General features: G+C 63.7%; 21 protein-coding genes and 1 tRNA gene. 12 read left to right on the plus strand and 10 right to left on the minus strand.

Features of this window, described 5'->3' with window-relative positions:
- The first annotated feature begins 225 nt into the window (after positions 1 to 225).
- Positions 226 to 648 (plus strand): chorismate mutase, encoded by a 423-nt coding sequence (locus tag H8A95_RS16815; protein WP_229184125.1) that lies wholly within the window; start codon positions 226 to 228, stop codon positions 646 to 648.
- On the opposite strand, the gene H8A95_RS16820 is transcribed toward H8A95_RS16815, so the two are convergent.
- Together H8A95_RS16820 and efp are read right to left on the minus strand one after the other, a co-directional pair.
- The gene (locus tag H8A95_RS16820; protein ID WP_229184126.1) at positions 649 to 2,235 is read right to left on the minus strand and encodes a M23 family peptidase; all 1,587 of its coding nucleotides are present in this window, start codon (positions 2,233 to 2,235) and stop codon (positions 649 to 651) included.
- 37 nt (positions 2,236 to 2,272) lie between these two features.
- Positions 2,273 to 2,839, minus strand: a complete 567-nt coding sequence (efp, locus tag H8A95_RS16825) for an elongation factor P (RefSeq protein ID WP_092125602.1) — start codon at positions 2,837 to 2,839, stop codon at positions 2,273 to 2,275.
- A 510-nt stretch (positions 2,840 to 3,349) separates the two neighbouring features.
- Between efp and epmA the strand changes: the two genes are divergently transcribed.
- Genes epmA through H8A95_RS16845 form a run of 4 tightly spaced genes read left to right on the plus strand, consistent with a single transcriptional unit; the run spans position 3,350 to position 5,993 of the window.
- Positions 3,350 to 4,402, plus strand: coding sequence for an EF-P lysine aminoacylase EpmA (gene epmA / locus H8A95_RS16830; protein WP_229184127.1), 1,053 nt, complete (start codon positions 3,350 to 3,352; stop codon positions 4,400 to 4,402).
- Positions 4,399 to 5,490: a lysine-2,3-aminomutase-like protein gene (locus H8A95_RS16835; RefSeq protein WP_229184128.1), complete on the plus strand. Its 1,092-nt coding sequence runs from the start codon at positions 4,399 to 4,401 to the stop codon at positions 5,488 to 5,490. Before epmA ends, H8A95_RS16835 begins: the two co-directional genes overlap by 4 nt.
- Before the next feature lie 7 nt (positions 5,491 to 5,497).
- Positions 5,498 to 5,710: a hypothetical protein gene (locus H8A95_RS16840; RefSeq protein WP_229184129.1), complete on the plus strand. Its 213-nt coding sequence runs from the start codon at positions 5,498 to 5,500 to the stop codon at positions 5,708 to 5,710.
- A 22-nt stretch (positions 5,711 to 5,732) separates the two neighbouring features.
- Positions 5,733 to 5,993 (plus strand): hypothetical protein, encoded by a 261-nt coding sequence (locus H8A95_RS16845; protein WP_229184130.1) that lies wholly within the window; start codon positions 5,733 to 5,735, stop codon positions 5,991 to 5,993.
- Between the two features lie 121 nt (positions 5,994 to 6,114).
- On the opposite strand, the gene H8A95_RS16850 is transcribed toward H8A95_RS16845, so the two are convergent.
- The 4 genes from H8A95_RS16850 to H8A95_RS16865 all read right to left on the minus strand — a co-directional run bounded on the left by H8A95_RS16850 (position 6,115) and on the right by H8A95_RS16865 (position 9,714).
- A complete protein-coding gene (locus H8A95_RS16850) occupies positions 6,115 to 6,558 on the minus strand; it encodes a VOC family protein (RefSeq protein WP_229184131.1) in 444 nt (147 codons plus the stop codon).
- A 177-nt stretch (positions 6,559 to 6,735) separates the two neighbouring features.
- Positions 6,736 to 7,821, minus strand: a complete 1,086-nt coding sequence (locus H8A95_RS16855; RefSeq protein ID WP_338027863.1) for a 3-deoxy-7-phosphoheptulonate synthase — start codon at positions 7,819 to 7,821, stop codon at positions 6,736 to 6,738.
- Positions 7,822 to 8,059: 238 nt separating this feature from the next.
- Positions 8,060 to 8,632, minus strand: coding sequence for an HdeD family acid-resistance protein (locus H8A95_RS16860; RefSeq protein WP_229184132.1), 573 nt, complete (start codon positions 8,630 to 8,632; stop codon positions 8,060 to 8,062).
- Positions 8,633 to 8,676: 44 nt separating this feature from the next.
- The gene (locus tag H8A95_RS16865) at positions 8,677 to 9,714 is read right to left on the minus strand and encodes a PrsW family glutamic-type intramembrane protease (RefSeq protein WP_229184133.1); all 1,038 of its coding nucleotides are present in this window, start codon (positions 9,712 to 9,714) and stop codon (positions 8,677 to 8,679) included.
- 581 nt (positions 9,715 to 10,295) lie between these two features.
- On the opposite strand from H8A95_RS16865, the gene H8A95_RS16870 reads away from it, so the two are divergent.
- Entirely contained in the window at positions 10,296 to 11,201 is a 906-nt protein-coding gene (locus H8A95_RS16870) for a sulfite exporter TauE/SafE family protein (protein ID WP_229184134.1), read from the plus strand.
- A 35-nt stretch (positions 11,202 to 11,236) separates the two neighbouring features.
- On the opposite strand, the gene H8A95_RS16875 is transcribed toward H8A95_RS16870, so the two are convergent.
- Positions 11,237 to 12,469: a Zn-dependent hydrolase gene (locus H8A95_RS16875; protein WP_229184135.1), complete on the minus strand. Its 1,233-nt coding sequence runs from the start codon at positions 12,467 to 12,469 to the stop codon at positions 11,237 to 11,239.
- 168 nt (positions 12,470 to 12,637) lie between these two features.
- On the opposite strand from H8A95_RS16875, the gene H8A95_RS16880 reads away from it, so the two are divergent.
- From H8A95_RS16880 to H8A95_RS16905, 6 genes are all read left to right on the plus strand, one after another.
- Positions 12,638 to 12,988 carry a hypothetical protein gene (locus H8A95_RS16880; protein ID WP_229184136.1) on the plus strand — a complete coding sequence of 117 codons (351 nt, stop codon included), beginning with the start codon at positions 12,638 to 12,640 and terminating at the stop codon, positions 12,986 to 12,988.
- A gap of 75 nt (positions 12,989 to 13,063) precedes the next feature.
- Entirely contained in the window at positions 13,064 to 13,213 is a 150-nt protein-coding gene (locus tag H8A95_RS16885; RefSeq protein ID WP_229184137.1) for a hypothetical protein, read from the plus strand.
- A gap of 144 nt (positions 13,214 to 13,357) precedes the next feature.
- Positions 13,358 to 13,432: transfer RNA gene (locus H8A95_RS16890), tRNA-Glu, on the plus strand.
- 124 nt (positions 13,433 to 13,556) lie between these two features.
- Positions 13,557 to 16,343 (plus strand): UPF0182 family membrane protein, encoded by a 2,787-nt coding sequence (locus H8A95_RS16895; RefSeq protein WP_229184138.1) that lies wholly within the window; start codon positions 13,557 to 13,559, stop codon positions 16,341 to 16,343.
- Between the two features lie 299 nt (positions 16,344 to 16,642).
- A complete protein-coding gene (locus H8A95_RS16900) occupies positions 16,643 to 16,900 on the plus strand; it encodes a PilZ domain-containing protein (RefSeq protein WP_163159771.1) in 258 nt (85 codons plus the stop codon).
- A gap of 31 nt (positions 16,901 to 16,931) precedes the next feature.
- Positions 16,932 to 17,177 (plus strand): hypothetical protein, encoded by a 246-nt coding sequence (locus H8A95_RS16905; protein WP_229184139.1) that lies wholly within the window; start codon positions 16,932 to 16,934, stop codon positions 17,175 to 17,177.
- Positions 17,178 to 17,187: 10 nt separating this feature from the next.
- Here the strand turns inward: H8A95_RS16905 and H8A95_RS16910 are convergent, their stop codons facing one another.
- The 3 genes from H8A95_RS16910 to H8A95_RS16920 form a co-directional block, all read right to left on the minus strand.
- Complete coding sequence (locus H8A95_RS16910; RefSeq protein ID WP_229184140.1) at positions 17,188 to 17,829, minus strand: glutathione S-transferase family protein; 642 nt, start codon at positions 17,827 to 17,829, stop codon at positions 17,188 to 17,190.
- Positions 17,830 to 18,172: 343 nt separating this feature from the next.
- Positions 18,173 to 18,625 carry a VOC family protein gene (locus H8A95_RS16915; RefSeq protein ID WP_229184141.1) on the minus strand — a complete coding sequence of 151 codons (453 nt, stop codon included), beginning with the start codon at positions 18,623 to 18,625 and terminating at the stop codon, positions 18,173 to 18,175.
- Positions 18,626 to 18,761: 136 nt separating this feature from the next.
- Entirely contained in the window at positions 18,762 to 19,055 is a 294-nt protein-coding gene (locus H8A95_RS16920; protein ID WP_229184142.1) for a hypothetical protein, read from the minus strand.
- Positions 19,056 to 19,295: the final 240 nt, after the last annotated feature.

The raw sequence follows: 19,295 nt of genomic DNA on the forward strand, positions 1-19,295 counted from the left end.
AGGCATCTGTACGGCCGAGCCCCCACGTCCGATCCTGCCGTTACCCGCGGACGCTCAGCAGAGGGTCCAGGAGACGGTGGCCGCATTGGAGATCGACTGACTGCGTCGCGCGGGGCGTGACATAGGGGATCCAGTATCTGGCCTGCAGCGCGGTGCGGCTTCCATCCGCGCGCAAAATCGGCATAACCAGTCGCAAGGCGTGCTCGGCTTTCTGGGAGGCGTACGATGCGATTGCTGGTGCTTCTGGTGACCTTGCTGGTTCCTGCAATGGCGTGGGCCGAGGAACCCGCAACCAATGCACTGGCGCTGTGGGGCAGCCCCACGGTCGACAATGGCGCCTGCTGCAAGACGCTCGGCGAGGTCCGCGGCAATATCGATCGGCTCGACCGTGAGATCGTGCGCCTGATGGCGGAGCGCGGCCGCTACGTGCATGAAGCCGCGCGCTTCAAGGCCAACCCCGCGCAGGTCGAGGCGCCGGAGCGCGCCGAGGCTGTCGTGAAAAAGGCGATGGCGCTCGCGGATGCGGACGGGCTGTCGCCCAAGGTTGCTGAAGCTGCCTATCGCGCCATGGTGCGCGCCTTTATCGATTACGAGCAGGGCATTTTCGCAGCCGCCGCGGCGCGCGGTGATGCACCCTGGAAGAAATAGCTAGTTGCTGCCGCCTTCGTGGGTGTCGATGCGATGCAGGACATCGTCGGGCAGGGCATGCGCAATGGCCGCGGCAGGTCCGGGCTCGGGCCCGATCTCGCGGCCGCGGCCGCGGATCAGCCGCTCATAGGCCGACACCAGCGTGGTGTAGGGATTGACCCAGAGCCAGCCGTCGCGCGTGAACACCTGCACGTCGAAATGCAGATGCCGTGACGTGCCGTTGGGATGGTCGAGATAGTTCGAGACCACGCCGATCTTCTCGCCCTCGGCGACGCGGCGTCCGTTGAGCAGGCCGTCGGCGTCCATCACCGACGGGTTCATGTGCATGTAGCGGAAGCGGACATGCTCGGTGCGGGTGTTGACCTGCAAAGTCGCCGCCTGCTGCTGCGGCGAGCGGATCATGATGCTGTCGCGCACCGCGACCACCGCCTGCTGCCTCGGGTCGCAACTGTCCTTGCTGTCGGCGGGACACGCGCCCGGCCTGATATCCTGGCCTTGATGGCCGTAGCCGCTGGCGCATTGGCCGACCTCGAAGCTGCGCGCCTCGCAGAAATTGTCCTGCCAGGGATACTCGTCCGCGGTCGCGCCCGCCTTGCGCCTGGCGAAGGATTGCGAGTGCGCGAAGGCCGGTGCCTTCTCGAGCGGAAAGCGGATCTGCGAATAGACGGTGAAATCGGCATGGCCGCCCTGCTGCCTGCGTCCGCCGCTGCCCGCGACGATGTCGCCGCTCGGGCGGTAGCTGAAGTCGGCCGCCTGCGTGATCGGCCGCTCGGCAAAGCCGGAGGCGATATCGCCGCGCGGCTGCGAGGGCTGCCCGCCCGCGATGCGCAACGCCTTCAGGAAGCGCTCGGCGACCGGAGTGGCCTCGCGACAGGCGAGCCGCTTCGCCCGCGGCGCGCTGTCGAGGCATTGGATCGACACGACATAGGGAATCCCGAAGCGGGTGAAGGCGTAGCGGAGATAGCCTTCGCGGATGAAGCGGCGCATGTCCGGAAACTGCGCGGCCAGTGCCTTGACCGGCTCGCCCTTGCCGCCGAGCCGGTCGGCGAGGTCGTAGACCAGGATCGAGCCCGAGATCTGCACCTCGACCGGCTTTGCAAACGTCCGCGGCGGCATGCCGTCGCCGGCACCGGGGTCGAGCGAGAACACCGCGTCATAGCCGGATGCGCCGGCATGGAAGAGATCGACAGCGCGGAAATCGGCCTGATAGCGCGCGACCGGCAGGTTGCCCGGTCCAGCGCCTTGCCGCGCGTCGAGATAGCTTGCGGGGTCGAAAGGTAGCAGCACCGGGATCGGGCTGCGCGCGATGCCGGGGAAGAGCGGCGAGGTCGCCGCATTGAGCTGCACCAAAGCGGGCGTCGCTCGCGGATCGGTGGCGGGGACGCGGCGTTGTCCGGCGAAGGTGAAGTTGGCGGCGACGGCCGGGCGGGAGGTGATCTCCTGCTGCAGCTGGTCGAGCGCAGCGCGCCATTCGACCCGCATGGCCGAGATCGATGGCGTCCGGAATTCGTCGGCATGGGCACCGGGAGGAGGCAAGAGCAGGGCTGCCAGCCAGCAACTGATGAAGCTGACCACCTTCCTGTTCACTGCACCCCCCGGTTCGAGTCTCCTGAGAGACTATCGCTCAATCCTTGGCGCGTTCAACGTAAGAACCGTCCTCGGTCATGACGACGATGCGCGTTCCGGTGGAAACGTGCGGCGGCACGCCGGTGCGAATGCCGTTGGAGAGCATCGCGGGCTTGTAGGACGACGAGGCGGTCTGGCCCTTGGTGACGGGCTCGGTCTCCACCACTTCCAGCGTCACGCGCTGCGGCAGCTGGATCGCGACCGGATTGCCGTCGTGCATCGACAGCTTCACGGTCATGTTCTCCTGCAGATACGGCGCAGACGACCCGACGATCTCCTTCGAGACCTGGACCTGGTCGTAGTTGTCGTTGTTCATGAAGTGGAAGCCGTCGGCGTCTTCGTAAAGGTAGTTGTAGTTGTGGTCTTCGACGGTGGCCTTCTCGACCTGGTCGGTGGTTTTGTAGCGCTCCGAGACCTTCACGCCGTCGCCGATGCGGCGCATTTCGATCTGGCTGACCGGGGTGCCCTTGCCGGGATGAATGTTTTCGGCGGAGAGGACCACATAGAGCTTGCCATCCTGCTCGATGATGTTGCCCTTGCGGATGGAACTGGCGATGACTTTCAAAGGTGTTTTCCTGAATTTGAGGCCGGGGGCGCAAACCGGTTCGGCAGCCCCTCTGCCATGGCGGCGATTTCGGGCTGCAACATACTGATTTGTCCCTGAGATGCCAGTCTTTTGCGGCCGAATTCGGCAGGTCGCCAACCGTTCCGGCTCGTCGGGATTGACCCTGTTTCCGAGCCGAATCCGCGTCCCAGGCCGCTGGCGCCGGCTCGCGCGAGCAAGGCGACCCCAGGCAGCCGCGGGGCACCCGGAGGTCGCAGTCGACGGAATATGGGTTGATCCGTTCCGGTTGAACTGGTGCGGGAATGCCGGGCCCCCGCTCAGGCTCAGCCAGGCGACAGATGGACAACGCCGGCATCTTTCGACAAGAAGGGATCAGCGTCGCCGCATCTCCCCGGAGGCCAAGGTCGTGTGCGCCATGTATTTGTTTAGAATCAAGTATTTGCGTCCGACTCTTGAACACGGGTGGGGGCATGTTGATGTTGAATCCGCAACCGCCAGGACGGCCGCGCGATGACATCTTGTGACCAGCCTTCGCCATGGTGGACACCGTCGCGCTATGCCGACCGCAGGCCGTTCCTGCAGGCGCGGACCGCGATCACGCGGGCGCTCCGCGCCTGGTTCGAGGAGCAGGGATTTGCCGAGGTCGAGACCGCCATCCTGCAGATCTCTCCGGGTAACGAGACGCATCTGCACGCCCCGCGCACCGAGCTCAGGCAGGCCGATGGTGCGCATGCGACGCGTTATCTGCGCACCTCTCCGGAATTCGCCTGCAAGAAGCTGCTCGCGGCCGGCGAGCCGAAGATCTACGAGTTCGCGCGGGTGTTCCGCGACCGCGAGCGCGGCGACCTGCATTTGCCCGAATTCACCATGCTGGAATGGTACCGCGCCAATGCCGGCTATGACGCCATCATGGCCGACACGATCGTCGCGATCGCCCATGCGGCGCAGGCGACCGGGATCGGGCGGTTTTCGTTCCGCGGCAGGATGGCTGATCCGTTTGCCGAGCCGGAGCTGCTGACGGTCGCCGCAGGCTTCGAGCGCTTCGCCGGCATCGACCTGCTGGCGACGATCGCGGGCGGCGAGGGCGACCGCGACGCCTTGGCATCGGCCACGAAGGAGCGGGTGCGGATTGCCGACGACGACACCTGGTCGGACATCTTCAGCAAGGTGCTGGTCGAGCATGTCGAGCCCAATCTGGGTCAGGGGCGTCTGACGGTGCTGTTCGAATACCCGTCACCCGAGGCCGCGCTGGCGCGCTGCAAGGCGGGCGAATCCCGTGTCGCCGAGCGCTTCGAGGTCTATGCCTGCGGCGTCGAGCTCGCCAACGGCTTTGGCGAGTTGACCGACGCGACCGAGCAGCGCCATCGTTTCACCGCAGCGATGGACGAGAAGGCCCGCCGTTACGGCGAGCGCTATCCGCTCGACGATGATTTCCTGGCCGCGGTCGGCCAGATGCCGGAAGCAAGCGGTGTCGCGCTCGGCTTCGACCGGCTGGTGATGCTGGCGAGCGGCGCGCCGCGAATTGATCAGGTGGTCTGGACACCGCCTGCGGGAGAGACATGAACAGCATCGACCACAAATTGGCGGTGACGCTGCGACAGCCGCGCGAACTGGTCGATGCCGGCCTCGCGCCGGTCGCAGCCCTTGCCGCGCTCGAGCAAGTGGCTGCGCGTTACGCGGTCGCGGTGACGCCGGAGCTTGCCGCGCTGATCGATCCGGCCGATCCTGCCGACCCGATCGCGCGGCAGTTCATCCCGAGCGCCGACGAACTCGTGGAGCAGTCGGGCGAGAACGCCGACCCGATCGGCGACGATGCGCATTCGCCGGTCTCAGGCATCGTGCATCGCTATCCGGACCGGGTGTTGTTCAAGCTCGTCCATGTCTGCGCGGTGTATTGCCGGTTTTGCTTCCGGCGCGAAATGGTCGGGCCCGGAAAGGCATCGGCCTTGTCGGACGAGGCCTACCGCGCGGGGCTCGATTACATCCGTAGCCATCCGGAGATCTGGGAAGTCATCCTGACCGGCGGCGATCCCCTGATGCTGTCGCCGCGCAGGTTGACCGAGATCATGGCCGACCTCGCCGCCATCGATCACGTCAAGATCATCCGCCTTCACACCCGTGTCCCGATTGCCGATCCGGACCGCATCAATCCGGAGACGGTCGCGGCACTGCGGGTTCAGGGAGCGACGACCTGGATTGCGATCCACGCCAACCATCCGCGCGAATTGGGCGCCAATGCCCGCGCGGCGTGCGCGCGCCTCAGTGACGCCGGCATTCCATTGGTCAGCCAGTCGGTCCTGTTGCGCGGCGTCAATGACGATGCGGCGACGCTCGAGGCACTGATGCGCGCCTTCGTGGAGTGCCGGATCAAGCCCTATTACCTGCATCACGGCGACCTTGCGCCCGGCACCGCGCATTTGCGCACCACGATCGAAGCCGGGCAGGAATTGATGCGGGCGCTGCGCGGGCGCGTCTCCGGACTTTGTCAGCCGGATTATGTCCTCGACATCCCCGGCGGCCACGGCAAGGCGCCGATCGGCCCGACCTATTTGTCGCAGCCGGCTTCCCGCGAAGGTGAGGAAGACGTGGAACGGCGATACCGTATCGTCGATTATTGCGGTGACGTTCATCTTTACCCGCCGCAACCGTGAGGCTGCGATGCGCGGGGCCGGGGACGGACGGCACGAGCCGCCCGAGGACGAGGGCCGCCGCGGCGTCGAAAATGCTGTGATGTTCGGCTTCTTTGCGGTGCTGGTCGCCGCGGGAATCTGGCTCCTTGGCACGATGGCCGATATACGGAAGGTTCAGGATTGCGCAGCGCAGGGGCGACGCAACTGTGCTACCGTCGAGGTGCCGGAACGGGCGCAATAGGGTTGAGAAGCGGAGACGCGAGATGCGGAAGACTGTTTTGTTGATGGCTCTGATGATGGTTGGAGCGCCCCAGGTTGGTACGTCCCAGGCATGGGCGCAGCAACAGGGTGGATCGTCCTCCGTGCAGAAGAACGCGACGCCTCCGGAGGCGCCGGTCGGACATCGTCAGCCACGCCGCGGCGACGTTGGCAACGAGAAGAATATCAGCGATCCGAACAGCCAGGCCAACAAGGAAGACGCGGCGCTCGACAAGAAGATCAAGAGCATCTGCCGCGGCTGCTAGGCCGCCAGCAACGCCGGCACGGTACCTATTTTCGAATCAAAGGGCGCGCCGCAAACAGGGCGAGATTTTCCCGTGCGGAGATTCGCAAGCGGCTAAATCCGCACCCGGTGCGGCCAGAGCGTTAGCCGTATTTGACGGTAGTGCTCTGGCCCACCTCGATCAGATAACCGTCGGGGTCGCGGATGTAGCAGCGCCACTCGCCGTATTTCTCCAACGGCTCGGTGATGAACTCGGCTCCTCGGCTTTTCCAGAGTCGATAGCACGCTTGAATATCCGCAACGCGGAGATTCAGAAAACTGTTGATGTTGTTCGGGTCGGGAACGCTGAGCGATACCGTCGGCTTGTCCGGTGTCGGTCCGCCTCCAACGTTCAAAATCATCCAGATATTTTCGAATTGAAGGTATCCGGGCGCATTGCCGTCACCGAGGCTCAAAATGCGAGCGCCGAAAACCTTTTCATAGTAGCGAGCCGATCGCTCAATGTCGGCAACGGTGAGAAATTGCGCGATGCTGATCCCCTCCTGCGGGGGCATCTCGTAGCTCTTCTGCTCGACGGTTACGGCCATTGGGAACTCCTTTTCCGATCCAGAGCCCCGCGGCCATTAAACACCCTAAACCCGTCGTATGGCACCCCAATTGTGCGCCTCGCGCTCGAACGGCTACCAACTCGCCAATGTCTCGGAGAGCTAGCGGAGCGCGATCTGATGCGCACCGCTAGCAAGCACTCAATCCGTTCGACCGTCTCAGGCCGAACGCTCCTGCAGGCCATCACGCCGCACGCTGCGCCTCGCGTCGACGGCATCGGCCAGCTGCTTCAAGACGTCAGCCGTCGTCGCGAGGTCGATGCAGCCGTCCGTGATGCTCTGGCCGTAGGTCAGCGGCTTGCCCGGCACGACGTCCTGGCGTCCCGCGACAAGGTTGCTCTCGATCATCACGCCGATGATGCGCTGGTCGCCGCTTGCGACCTGCTGTGCGATGTCAGCGGCAACCAGCGGCTGGTTCTCCGGCTTCTTGCTGCTGTTGGCGTGGCTGGTGTCGATCATCAGCCGTGGCGCGACGCCGGCGTGGCCGAGCTCGGCCGCGGCAGTATCGACGCTCGCTGCATCGTAGTTCGGCACCCGGCCGCCGCGCAGGATGACGTGGCAATCCTCGTTGCCGCTGGTTGCGGCGATCGCCGACCGGCCGCCCTTGGTGACCGCCATGAAATGATGCGGGTGCGACGCCGATTTCACCGCATCGGCCGCGATCCGCACGCCACCGTCGGTGCTGTTCTTGAAGCCGACCGGGCATGACAGACCGGAAGCCAGCTCGCGATGGATCTGGCTCTCGGTGGTGCGTGCGCCGATCGCGGCCCAGGACACGAGATCCGCGATGTATTGCGGCGTCGTCATGTCGAGGAATTCGGTACCGGCGGGCAGGCCGAGATTGTTCACGGCCGACAGCACGTTGCGGGCAAGCCGCAGGCCCTTGTTGATGTCGAAGCTGCCGTCGAGATCGGGATCGTTGATCAGCCCCTTCCAGCCCACCGTGGTGCGCGGCTTCTCGAAATAGACCCGCATCACGATCTCGAGGCGGTCGGCGAGCTGTTCACGCAGGCCGGCGAGACGCTCGGCGTAATCGACGGCCGCCGCGGGATCGTGGATGGAGCAGGGGCCGACGACGACCAGCAGGCGGTCATCGGTGCCGTTGAGGATCGCGTGGATGGCGTTGCGGGCGCCCATCACCACGCGGGTCGCCGTCAGGGTGCGCGGGACCTCCCGCATCACCTCTTCGGGCGTACTCAGCTCTTTCAGTTCCTTGATGCGAAGATCGTCTGTCGTACTCAACACGGCTGGCTCCTTTGGATTTCGGGACCTGCCGGCACACAAAAAAGCCGCCAGGTCTGGCGGCTTGTTTTGGATGTTTGCTGCAATTCTTCAGATTGAGCGCGATCCTCCTGCCGCCAGCGAGCTGTCGTAGCTAAAGTACCAAAAATAGCTGGTGGCGACGGTGATCATGGGGCGGCTCTATAGCGCACGGATGCGGGCCTGTCACCCCCCCAATCCGCGCAGGGCAGCCAGTTGTCTGTCAGGTGTTGCGCGCCGCCAACGCCATGCCGATCAGGGTCGCCCCGCCGAACATCAGATTGAGGCCGACGAGGAGGCCGATCGCCCATCCGGCCGACTCCGGCAGGCCGGCGATGATGAAGAAGGCGATCACGATATCCATCAGGCCGGCGATCAAGAGCCAGGACCAGCGTCCCGACAATTCGCGGCGATGCTCCAGCGCGTACATGATGGTGGCAACGCCCTCGGCGATGAAATAGGCGCCGATGACGATGGTCAGCGTCAGCACGCCCTGTATCGGACGGGCGAGCAGCACCATGCCGGCCAGCACGGCGAGCGCGGCCGAGATCAGCGACCACCAGAAGCCCGGCATGTTGCGCGCCCAGAACGTTGCGATCAGCCCGCCGATGCCTGAGATCAGGAACATCCAGCCGAGGAAGATGGTGACGGCGAGGCTCGCGAAGGTCGGCACGATCATCGCGGCGATGCCGAGGACGACGAGCAGGATGCCTTCGAACAGGAACGCCTTCCAGTGCTGCTTGACGGCGGCCTTCACCTCCAATCGCAGCTTGTCGAGGTCGTTGGACAGGGTCATCGCGGCTCTCCAAATCTGCAACCGTCAAGTCTGCGCAGCGTATCCTAGCTCTGGCTCGGCGCGGACGGAAAGCCCTCGGCGGCGGTCCGCATCCGGTTGCGGCCGAGGAAGTAGACGGCGCTGGTCGCGATCAGGAGCGCAAGTCCGATCAGGATGGAGGTGAAGCCGATCGGAACCAGGATGAAGGACGCATTGCGCTCGGGATTGACGTACCAGTGATGCAGCGAGGTCAACAGGAAGGAGACGCCGGCAAAACCGGTCCCGCCGCCGATCAGCAGCAGTGCCCACATCCGCCGCAACTGGCTGAGCCGCTCGCGGGCAACGTCGGTGCGCGGCGCATGATGTTTGCCGAGGCGGCGCACCAGTCGGACTGCAAAACCGATCGAGGAGAAGCCGGTCAGCACGCTCGCCGAGCCGAGCAGCAGGTGCGTGTTCGAGCTGAGATCGGGGATACGCTGCAGCGCGAGCAGCGGAAAGTCGAACGCCGCGTGCAGCAAGACCGGCGCCACCAGCACCAGCGACCAGTTCGTGATGCGGGCCCAGTCGCGGTGGCCCCGGTAGGCGCCGAGCGCGCCGCCGGAGCGCGCGATCGCAAGGTAGGCGCCGGCGATGATACCGAGCGCGCCGTGAAACGGCACGGTCAGCACGCTGCGCAACGCCGCGAGCGCGCGCCACATGTCCTTGTGCTGGACGAGATAGGCGAGGTTCTCGTAAGCCGCAAATCCGAGCCCGGCAGCCGCGCCATAGACCACCGTATCCATCGGATCGGCGAAGGCACGGCGACGCGTCGAGATGACGACGATGACGAGAACCTTGACGATCTCCTCCGGCGCCGCGACCCCGAACAGAGCGCGCACCGCCTGCGTCGCCCAGGGATTGTCGGGGATGGCGAGCAGCGCATTGAACGGAATTCGCGCCAGCCCCAGCAGCGAGATGCTGGCTGCGCCGAGCACGAAGGCGAGCCACACCTGCACCGGCGGTCCGGGGCGCTCGTCCGCGGCTATGACGAGCCACAATACCAGCAATGCGGGAGCAATGGCGGCGGCGCCGATTACCGTTGGAAGCGACTCAAGCAACAACATGAGCCGGACGGGCCCCTTTGATGGCACCAAAGCGATGCGTGCCAAAGAAATGGCAGCAAGTTCAGCGGATTGCAAATCGGGCGGTGAGGGGAATCGGGTCGGCTGACACGGTTCTCGCGTGCAATATACCACGGTGCCTGCGAAAGCGCGCCGGAAACCCGTCATTTCGGGTCTCAATCGGCTCGAAGCCGCGGCGTGGTTCCTGTCGGCGGAATGCCAAAGGCGGCATGCCAGGCGAAGGAGCTTCAGTGCCCGAACTTGTGATGAGGTGGCGGCCTGTCGGGTCAACCGGTTTGTCTTGATGTCGCGAGCGCGCCGACCAGGTCGCCATGCCATCACGACAACATCGATCCGAAGATCGCGGCGAACTTCACGGCGCGGCGCCATAGCGCTGCGCGGTGGCGATGTGCCGTGACGGCGCGAACTTCACGGCGCGGCGCCATAGCGCTGCGCGGTGGCGATGTGCCGTGACGGCGAGGGCGGTGCCTTGCGACGCTCAACGGCCACAAGTTTCGGCACCGCGTTCCCTTCCATGGGCTATAATGTCGCGGGCAAAGCGACTGATCCGGTAAAAGCCAAAGATGACGTCAATTGATTCTGCTGTGATCGTTCTTGCCGTGATCGCTCTGTTTGCGGCCTTTGTGAACGGTGCGCTGGGCTACGGGTTTTCCTCGCTCACCGTGCCGGTCGCGCTTGTCTTCTACACCAACCGCGTCCTCAACCCTGCCGTCGTCATCGTCGAAGTCGTCGTCAATCTGTATGTTCTATGCATCAACCTGAGCGGCGTTCCGGCGGTGTGGCGGCGTGTGCTGCCTATTCTGATCGGCCTGGTGCCGGGCATCGCGGTCGGAGCCTTTACGCTGACGTCGTTGCAGCCGGGCTGGACCAAATTCGCCACCTACTCGATCATCCTGCCGCTGATCCTGCTGCAGGCGGCCGGTTGGCGGAGGCCGATCCAGTCGAAATGGCTGGTCGGTTTGCCTTTTGGAACGACGCTCGGAGTCCTGTACTCGGTCACGACCATCTCGGGACCGCCGCTGGCGATCCTTTTCAACAATCAGGGTCTCGTCAAAGATGAGTTCCGGGCCGGTCTCGCACTGGTTCGTGTGACCGAGTCCAGCCTGACTGCGATCGCGTACTACAAGCTCGGCCTGTTCATCGAAGAGAGCCGGAGCATCCTGTTCGTGCTCGTTCCCTGCGTTGTCGTCGGCATACCGCTCGGGGCCTGGCTGATCCGGCGGCTGGATGCCGAGACGTTTCGCCGGATCTGCATGAGCTTCGATGCGTGGGTCGTGGGGTTCGGCCTGTCGCGCGTGCTGATGGAAGTGAAGCTGATCGAAAGCCCATGGGCCTACAGCGTCATGGCCGCCACGATGCTGATCGACGTCTGCTTGCTGTACGTCTTCTTCACCGCGCGGAGAGGCGGCGTGCAGAGCTCGCACGCGATGGCTTCGCTGAAATCGGGCAACCGGAGCGGTCCGAGCTGACGACGGACCTGCTGCGCGGTGCGTCCGCAAATTGGCTAGCCTGCCAGCAGGCGCCGGCAGGTTTCGACAAACACCTCGGCCCCCGTGACGATGTCGGCGTCGGCGGTGTTCTCGCTCCAGTGATGGCTGATGCCGCCGATCGACGGCACGAACAGCATCGCCGCCGGCATGATGGTGGCGAGGACCTGGGCGTCGTGGCCGGCGCCGCTCGGCATCCGGATTGATTTGCCGCCGGCGCAGGCTGCGCTCGCCGCCTCGATCGTATCCTGGAACGCAGGCGTCATCATCGCGGGCACACCGGTGCGGATGCGCTCAACCTTCACGCTGCAGCGGCCTTGCGCGGTGCCGTCGGCCGCCATCCGGTGCAAGTGCTCCTCGAGGCGGGCGATCACCTCTGGATTGTCGTCGCGGATCTGGAATAGCATGTCGGCGCTACCCGGGATCACGCTCGGCGCCCCCGGATCCAGCGTGACACGGCCGGTGGTCCACACCGTGCGTGGTCCGCACAGGGCAGGGAAGCTGTCGTCGATCGCGACGCAGAACCGCGCCAATGCCAGGCCCGCATCCTTGCGCACCGCCATCCGCGTGGTGCCGGCATGGTTCTGCTCGCCCGTGAACGTGATGCGGTACTGCCAGATGCCGACGATGGACGTGACGATACCGATGTTGAGCCCGCTGCCCTCCAGCGTGTCGCCTTGCTCGATATGGGCTTCGAGATAGCCGATATGACGGCGAGGTTCGGCGTTGAGGCGCGGCCGGCCGGCGAAGCCCGCATCGTGCAACGCCTGTCGCATGGTGCGATCGCTGGAGCGGTCGCGCGCTGCATCGATATCGGCTTCGGTGACGGTCCCGGCGAAGGAACGGCTGCCGAGGAAGCTGCCGAAATGTCCTTCCTCGTCGCACCACGCGGCGACCTCGACCGCGCCGCGAACGTCCGGATCGGGATTGATGACGCGCGCGGCCTCGAGCGCATAGATCACGCCGAGCGGTCCATCGAGCCAGCCCGCATGGTTCTGGCTTTCCAGATGCGAGCCGGCGAGCAGTTTCGGTCCGGCCTTCGCGCTAAAGCCGAGCACGTTGCCGATGCCGTCGATCGTTGCAGTGAGACCTGCGTCGGGCAGATGTCCGGCGAGCCAATCGAGCGAGCGCAAATGCGGTTCCGAGAATGTCGGCTTGTGCACGCCGGTCTTGTAGGCGCCGATCGCACGCAGCGCGTTGAGATCGGCGAGCACGCGCTTGCCGTCGAAGCGACCGTTGATGCCTGGCATGAGTGGACTCCGGATTAGCGTTTTGATTGGCGTGTTCGCGCCTCAATCCCGTCTTGATGCCGTCGCGGTTGGATGCGACGGAGTAAATCAGGGCAAACGAATTGTTAGCGGTTCTGCTCTTAGGTCGCAGTACTGATGTCGCGGTACGAATAGCGTGTGAGTGTGATCATGTCTGCATTCCGGAACTGGGCTCGCAAGGCCGCTGTGCTGTTTGTTCCAATCGCGCTCGGCGCCTGTGCGCAGTATTCGCAACAATACAGCATGACGACCCCGCCGCCGGGAACAGGTCCGCTGGCCTGGGACGGTGCTGGACAGGATCCCAATCAGCCGCAGCCGCGCCGCCATGCGCGGAATGCTTCGCCGGCGCTGGCGGAGACCTCCGGCACGCAACTGTCGGAAGCGGATGCGGACGATCGGTTGGCGCGCAAGCTCGTGATCTGCAGCACCTGCATCAAGAAGGCACCGGCGGTGGCAGCGACGCAGCCGACGATTCGTCAGGACGTCGCCAGCAATCACTAGCGGCCGGCGCGGAACATGCCGCCGTTCGGCGCGCAGGCCTTAGTTAGGCCACGTTGTCGTTCGATGCGCAGCGCCATGTCGTTCCGAAGAGCCTTTGTTCCCGCCATCGTCGTCGCACTCGCGGCCGTCATCCTGATTCACGTGGGTGGTTCGCGGGCGCACGCCCATGTGCCGCCGCATTGCGGCTTCTGGACCTCGATCGAGGCCGGGTTGTCCTGCAAGTGATCTGCGGCAGGTGACCCGGGAAAAGCGTTCTGAACGCTTGCCCGCCCGGCCATTCGCCACTATACGTTCGCCCGTCGCGGCCGTTGACGGCTGTGGCCAGTCCGGCGTATCTCACGTCTAACGTATTGATTTGCCGGGGGTTTTGCTCCCTTCGTCTATCGGTTAGGACGCCACCCTTTCACGGTGGAGAGAGCGGTTCGATTCCGCTAGGGAGCGCCACATCCGCGCCATTCCATAGCTCTGTCCGAAGCGGCTCCGCCCCGGGAGCGTAATCTTGCGCGGGCTGTTTTGCCCGCCCCAATCAAGCGGGCAGACGCCCCTCATTTCCGCTATCATTGCAGCCATGACGATCGGGATTACCGGACCCGAACGGAAGGCACCACGACAAAGTGGCGTGGTCAGGCTGATCCTTGCGACCATTGCCATTGTGATCTGCTTGATCCTGCTCGCGCTCGCGAGCGATTTCCTGGTCGACTGGCTGTGGTTTTCGTCGGTCGGCTATTTGCAAATCTTCTGGACAACCATCGGCGCCAAGGCTGCCACCTTTGCTGCGGTCTGGACGGGAACGGCTCTCATCCTCGGGGTGAACGGGTGTCTCGCGCTGCGTTTAGCCGGCAAGCGGTCGACACAGGTTGCCGCGGCGTCCGTCTGGCAGGTCGCGGGCAGCGCGCCGCTGGATCCGTTTGCGCGGTTGTTAGATCGACTGCCGTGGCCGGCGATCGTCGCAGGCGGGGCAGCGTTGCTCGCGCTGCTCGTCGCGGCGGCCGAAGTCGGCTATTGGGGCATCTTCCTGAGGTATCTCTATCAGGCGCCCTATGGCGCAGACGATCCGCTCTTCAACAAGGACCTCGGCTTCTACCTGTTCTCGCTGCCCGCCTATGTCCTGATCAAGAACTGGATCCTGCTCACCCTGGTCCTGAGCGCGCTGTTCGCCGCAACGATCTATTGGGCTCGCGGCGATATCGAATACGACGTTCATCGCCGGTCGATGTCGCCCATGGCGATCGCCCACGGTTCGGCATTGCTCGGCCTTCTCTTCGCGGTGAAGGCCTGGTCCTACGCTCTCGACCGCTATCTGCTGCTCTACGGCGACAACGGCGTTGTCGTCGGCGCAAGCTACACCGATGTGCATGTGGGGTTGCCGGCCCTGTGGCTCATGATCGCCCTCTCGATCACCGCGGCGCTCGTCGCGTGGGCAAACCTGCGGGTGCGCGGCTACCGGCTTCCGGCGGTAGCGGTCATGCTCATCGTCATCGGCGCCCTGGCATTGTCCGGCGTCGTCCCCGCGCTGTTCCGGCAATTCTTCGTCAAGCCAAGCGAGCTGGAGCTGGAGAAGCCCTACATCGAACGCAATATCGCGCTCACCCGGCAGGCGTACGATCTCGACAAGATCGTAGCCAAGCCCTTTGCCGCCGAACAGAAGCTTACCCTCAAGACGCTCGACGCCAACAAGGCGACAATCGACAATATCAGGCTGTGGGACTGGCTGCCCTTGTCGGATACCTACGCGCAGTTGCAGGAGATCCGCACCTATTACAGATTCCATGATCTCGACGTTGACCGCTACTGGCTCGACGATTCCTACCAGAGTGTGATGCTCTCGGCGCGCGAGCTGCGCTCCTCGCTCCTGCCGCCAAATGCGCAGACATGGGTCAATCGCCACGTGCTGTTCACCCACGGCAATGGCGCGGTGATGAGCCCGGTCACACGCAAGAGCACCGAGGGTCTGCCGCTGTTCTATTTGCGGGACATTCCGCCGGTTGCGGACGGAGGCCCCAGGATCGTCGAGCCGCGCATTTATTTCGGCGAGGAGAGCGACGACTACGTCATCGTCAAGGGAAGTGCGCCGGAGTTTGATTATCCGAAAGGCAAAGACAACGTCTATGCGGAGTATGAGGGCGCTGGCGGCATTCCGATCGGCTCAGTGGCGTGGCGAACGCTGTTCGCGTACTACCTCAACGATCCGAACCTTTTGCTCTCGAACTACATCACGCCGGAGAGCCGGATCATGATCTGGCGCAATATTCGGGAGCGGGTAGCCGCGATCGCGCCGTTCCTCATGCTCGATCATGATCCCTATCTGGTTATCAGCGGCGGGCGGATGTTCTGGATACAGGACGCGTATACGACGAGTTCCTATTTTCCGTCGGCGCCGCCTGCGCAGGATTTCGATCTCAACTACATCAGGAATTCGGTGAAGGTCATCATCGATGCCTATCACGGGACCGTCGATTTCTATTTGATGGATGCTACGGACCCGATTGCGGCGACCTACGCGCGCATCTTTCCGCACTTGTTCAAGCAGTTCGCGGCGATGCCTGCGGACTTGCAGAAGCACATTCGATATCCGGAGGACCTGTTCCTGATTCAGGCGCGGCTGTTCCAGACCTACCACATGGAGGCCGCCGAAGTGTTCTACAATCGCGAGGATCTCTGGCAATTCCCGCGCCAGCCGGGCAGCGGCGGCGGCACCTCGGTGATGAGTCCTTACTACATCATCATGCGGCTGCCCGGCGAGGCGCGGGCCGAGTTCTTCCTCATGGTTCCCATGGTGCCGAGCCGCCGCGATAACATGATCGCGTGGCTGGCGGCGCGCTGCGATGCGCCCGACTACGGCAAGCTGATCGTGTACGAATTCCCGAAGGACAAGCTCGTCTACGGGCCGTTCCAGATCGAGGCGCGGATCAATCAGAACACGGAGATATCGCAACAGCTGACTTTGTGGAATCAGATGGGCTCGCGGGTGATACGTGGGGCGAACCTGCTGGCGATTCCGATCGAGAACTCGATCCTTTACGTATCGCCGCTCTATTTGCGCGCGGAGTACGGGCACTTGCCGGAGCTGAAACGGGTGATCGCGGCCTATGGCGAACATGTGGTGATGAAGGAGACGCTCGGCGAGGCCTTGTCGGCTCTGTTCGTCGAGCCTGGCGCGGCGCGGCCGGTCTCGGGTGCGAATGAGGACATGTCTGTCACAGGCCCGTCGACGAGCCAGGCGAGGGAGGCGCTCGATCGCTACAATCAGGCCGTTGAACGATTGCGGTCCGGCGACTGGAAGGGCTTTGGCATGCAGTTCGATGCAATGCGCGAGCTTTTGGAGGACATGAACCGACGTTCCACCGGCCATTAGTGCTCCCGGCCCCTCAAGTCTGGCGCTGCCTCGGAAAGGACGAACGTGGCACTACGTTTGGGCTTCGCTCAAGAATATATCGTTAATTCAACAACATAAGAGTTCGCAGTGTTGTTCTGAGTGGCGCGCCATCACGGCCAAAGCCAATTCCAGCCAATGCAAGGGATTATCCTGGGGCAAACGGCTTTGCCGTGCCGGTTGGCAGATGTGAACAACGTCCTCAATCGCTGCAATACGCGGATATTTCGCAACCCTTTGGTAAGCCAACGGCGATAGGCGTGATCGCTGGGGATGATGTAATGGCTCTGGGGTCCAAGAAGCGCGAAACGCGCAAATCGCTGCGTCAATCCGGCTGGATCACGCTCGACGGCGGATTCGCCGCGCGACCTTGCGTGGTCGAGGACATTTCCTCGTCGGGCGCCAAAATCACCGTCCAGGATAACAACACGCTGCCGGCCAAGCTGCGGCTGGCGTTCTCGCGCGACGCCCGCACCGGGCGGGCCTGCGAAGTGGTCTGGCGTGAAGGCAAGACGTTCGGCGTCAAATTCGTGCGCTAGCCCCGTTCGGCCGCACGCGATAGAAGACCGGATGCGCAAGACCTGCTTCGCCATCATCGCCGTCGTGCTGCCCGCAGTTGCGTTCGCGCAGCAGGGCGACCGCCGCAATTTCCAGACGCCTCCCGATGCCGGGAAGACCTTGCCGTCGAAATCCAACACGCGGAGCAATCCTTGCGCGTCTTACGGACCGGGCTTCGTCAAGGTCGAGGGCTCCGACACCTGCGTGAAGCTCGGCGGCGGCATCAGTATCGGTGCGGGGATGTCGAGCGGGCGCTGAACGCCCATGCTCACGACATCGGCGGCGCGATGAACCGCACGAAGGCGGGCCGCGGTGCGATCTCGCCGAACCAGCGTTCGAGATTGGGCAGCTTCGGCTTGATGATGCCTTCGACGCCGAGCCAGCGCCGCGCAAAGGCGCCGAGTGCGATGTCGGCGATCGTGAACTGATCGCCCTCCATGAAGCGGCGGCTTGCGAGCTGCTCTTCGACGACCCGCCACGCCGCGCCCGCGGCGTCGGCAGTTTGCTGGATCTGAACCATGTCGCGTTTCTCCGGCGGCGTGCGCACGAGCCCCCAGAACACCGGGCGATCGACCGGCTGCAGCGTCGACAGTGTCCAGTCGAGCCAGCGGTCGACCGCGGCGCGCGCCTTCGGCGCTTGCGGATAGATCGGCGAGCCCTGACCATAGGCCATGCAGAGATAGCGCATCACCGAATTGGATTCCCACAGCACGTAGTCGCCGTCGACCAGCGTCGGGACGCGGCCGTTCGGATTCATCGCGAGATAGTCGGCCTGGTCGTTCTTGCCGAACTGCATGCCGGCATCGATGCGATGATAGGGCAGGTCGAGCTCGGCGAGACACCAGAGCACCTTCTGCACATTGACCGAATTAGCCCGGCCCCAGATCGTCAGTTGCGGCTTGCTGTCCATCACGCGATTCCCGCTGTTGTGCTTTGCGCGCGTTCTTAGCTGAACCGTCCGGGAAAAGCGCGGGGTGAATTGTACCGAGAACAAAAATAAAGGCTCCGCCGCGTTGCGGCAGAGCCTCGTCGATAGCAGTCAAAGCGCAGTCAGTGACCGAACAGTAACCACAGCACGATGATCACCGGGATCGGCACACCCAACAGCCAAAGCAAAAGTCCTTTTCCCATCTCCTCGCCTCCTCGCATTCGTGTGAGGAGGCAACGTCAACTGCTGCGTCATGTTCCTCGCGATCGCTCCGCGCTTCGCCGATGGAGAAACGCGGATTAGGAACGTGCGCGCCGGCGCGGTGTTACCAATGACCGATGTTGGGCATCGACGCCCACGGCTCGGCCGGCGCCTTCGGGTCACCCTTTTGCAGGATCTCGATCGAGTGCAGGTCGGGCGAGCGCACGAACGCCATGTTGCCGTCGCGCGGCGGACGGTTGATGGTGACGCCCATCTTCATCAGCTTCTCGCAGGTCGCGTAGATGTCGTCGACCTCGTAGGCGAGATGGCCGAAATGGCGGTCCTCGCCGTATTTCTCCTCGTCCCAATTGTAGGTCAGCTCGACCAGCGGCGCGCCGCGGCTTTGCGGCAGGGACTTGAGCAGGTGGAGGTCTTCCTCGGCGCAGAGAAACACCAGCGTGAAGCGGCCCCTGTCGTTGTCGATGCGGCGCACTTCCTTCAGCCCCAGCGCGTCCTGATAGAACTTCATCGCGACATCGAGATTGCGGACGCGCAGCATGGTGTGCAGATAGCGCATTTTTTTTATCCTCCTGAGAAACGTTCAGAGATTCTTGTTTGGGCGGGATGGTCGGGGCGAAAATAGCAGCAAATCGGACCAAGGGGCAGCGATAAGGTGCGGGCCTGTTCTGCGGCCGTTCGCGCTTTTCGGTGCTTCATGATCGCGATTGCGTGAAGGCTTGATCGCGCAGAAATCTCATCAAGTCGATGGACGGTGCCGAGCCTGTCTGCGTTGAGCGATATTCCGGATCGCGCTGGCGATGAACCACATGATGAGCGCGAACAGCACGCCGGCGTGAAGCCCGAAAAAGGGGCCGGTACATCTGCCCGCCCAGGTATCGCGCGATCTCGACGTATTGAAAAAATCCGATACCGCCGAACCAGATCAGCCGAACGAACCACTTCCACTTGATCGGCGCGAGATCCGCGCACGATTGGTCTTCCGACATTTGCCGTCCCTCATGCCGCGCTTTGCTAGCACCTCGGGATTGCCGCCCAATTGGTGCAGTATCTAAAGCTCTATGAGCTTGCGCGGCGCGGATACGAGAAAGCCCCGCCCAGGAAAATTCCGGGACAGGGCTTTCGTGGTCGAGCCTTGGAGGCTGCGCCTCTATCTCATCGATTGCCCATCACGGCCAATCAAGGACGCGCGAGGTTGGACGATCTCTAAAAAGCAAAACCCCGCGAGT

This window comes from Bradyrhizobium oropedii, assembly GCF_020889685.1.
In the GTDB taxonomy this organism is placed as follows: domain Bacteria; phylum Pseudomonadota; class Alphaproteobacteria; order Rhizobiales; family Xanthobacteraceae; genus Bradyrhizobium; species Bradyrhizobium oropedii.

What these genes read in the sequence shown, in the direction of transcription:
- H8A95_RS16815 (WP_229184125.1), top strand. Translation starts at nt 226, where the DNA reads ATGCGATTGCTGGTGCTTCTGGTGACCTTGCTGGTTCCTGCAATGGCG.
- epmA (WP_229184127.1), top strand. Translation starts at nt 3,350, where the DNA reads ATGACATCTTGTGACCAGCCTTCGCCATGGTGGACACCGTCGCGCTAT.
- H8A95_RS16835 (WP_229184128.1), top strand. Translation starts at nt 4,399, where the DNA reads ATGAACAGCATCGACCACAAATTGGCGGTGACGCTGCGACAGCCGCGC.
- H8A95_RS16840 (WP_229184129.1), top strand. Translation starts at nt 5,498, where the DNA reads ATGCGCGGGGCCGGGGACGGACGGCACGAGCCGCCCGAGGACGAGGGC.
- H8A95_RS16845 (WP_229184130.1), top strand. Translation starts at nt 5,733, where the DNA reads ATGCGGAAGACTGTTTTGTTGATGGCTCTGATGATGGTTGGAGCGCCC.
- H8A95_RS16850 (WP_229184131.1), bottom strand. Translation starts at nt 6,558, where the DNA reads ATGGCCGTAACCGTCGAGCAGAAGAGCTACGAGATGCCCCCGCAGGAG.
- H8A95_RS16860 (WP_229184132.1), bottom strand. Translation starts at nt 8,632, where the DNA reads ATGACCCTGTCCAACGACCTCGACAAGCTGCGATTGGAGGTGAAGGCC.
- H8A95_RS16865 (WP_229184133.1), bottom strand. Translation starts at nt 9,714, where the DNA reads ATGTTGTTGCTTGAGTCGCTTCCAACGGTAATCGGCGCCGCCGCCATT.
- H8A95_RS16870 (WP_229184134.1), top strand. Translation starts at nt 10,296, where the DNA reads ATGACGTCAATTGATTCTGCTGTGATCGTTCTTGCCGTGATCGCTCTG.
- H8A95_RS16875 (WP_229184135.1), bottom strand. Translation starts at nt 12,469, where the DNA reads ATGCCAGGCATCAACGGTCGCTTCGACGGCAAGCGCGTGCTCGCCGAT.
- H8A95_RS16880 (WP_229184136.1), top strand. Translation starts at nt 12,638, where the DNA reads ATGTCTGCATTCCGGAACTGGGCTCGCAAGGCCGCTGTGCTGTTTGTT.
- H8A95_RS16885 (WP_229184137.1), top strand. Translation starts at nt 13,064, where the DNA reads ATGTCGTTCCGAAGAGCCTTTGTTCCCGCCATCGTCGTCGCACTCGCG.
- H8A95_RS16895 (WP_229184138.1), top strand. Translation starts at nt 13,557, where the DNA reads ATGACGATCGGGATTACCGGACCCGAACGGAAGGCACCACGACAAAGT.
- H8A95_RS16900 (WP_163159771.1), top strand. Translation starts at nt 16,643, where the DNA reads ATGGCTCTGGGGTCCAAGAAGCGCGAAACGCGCAAATCGCTGCGTCAA.
- H8A95_RS16905 (WP_229184139.1), top strand. Translation starts at nt 16,932, where the DNA reads ATGCGCAAGACCTGCTTCGCCATCATCGCCGTCGTGCTGCCCGCAGTT.
- H8A95_RS16910 (WP_229184140.1), bottom strand. Translation starts at nt 17,829, where the DNA reads ATGGACAGCAAGCCGCAACTGACGATCTGGGGCCGGGCTAATTCGGTC.
- H8A95_RS16915 (WP_229184141.1), bottom strand. Translation starts at nt 18,625, where the DNA reads ATGCGCTATCTGCACACCATGCTGCGCGTCCGCAATCTCGATGTCGCG.
- H8A95_RS16920 (WP_229184142.1), bottom strand. Translation starts at nt 19,055, where the DNA reads ATGTCGGAAGACCAATCGTGCGCGGATCTCGCGCCGATCAAGTGGAAG.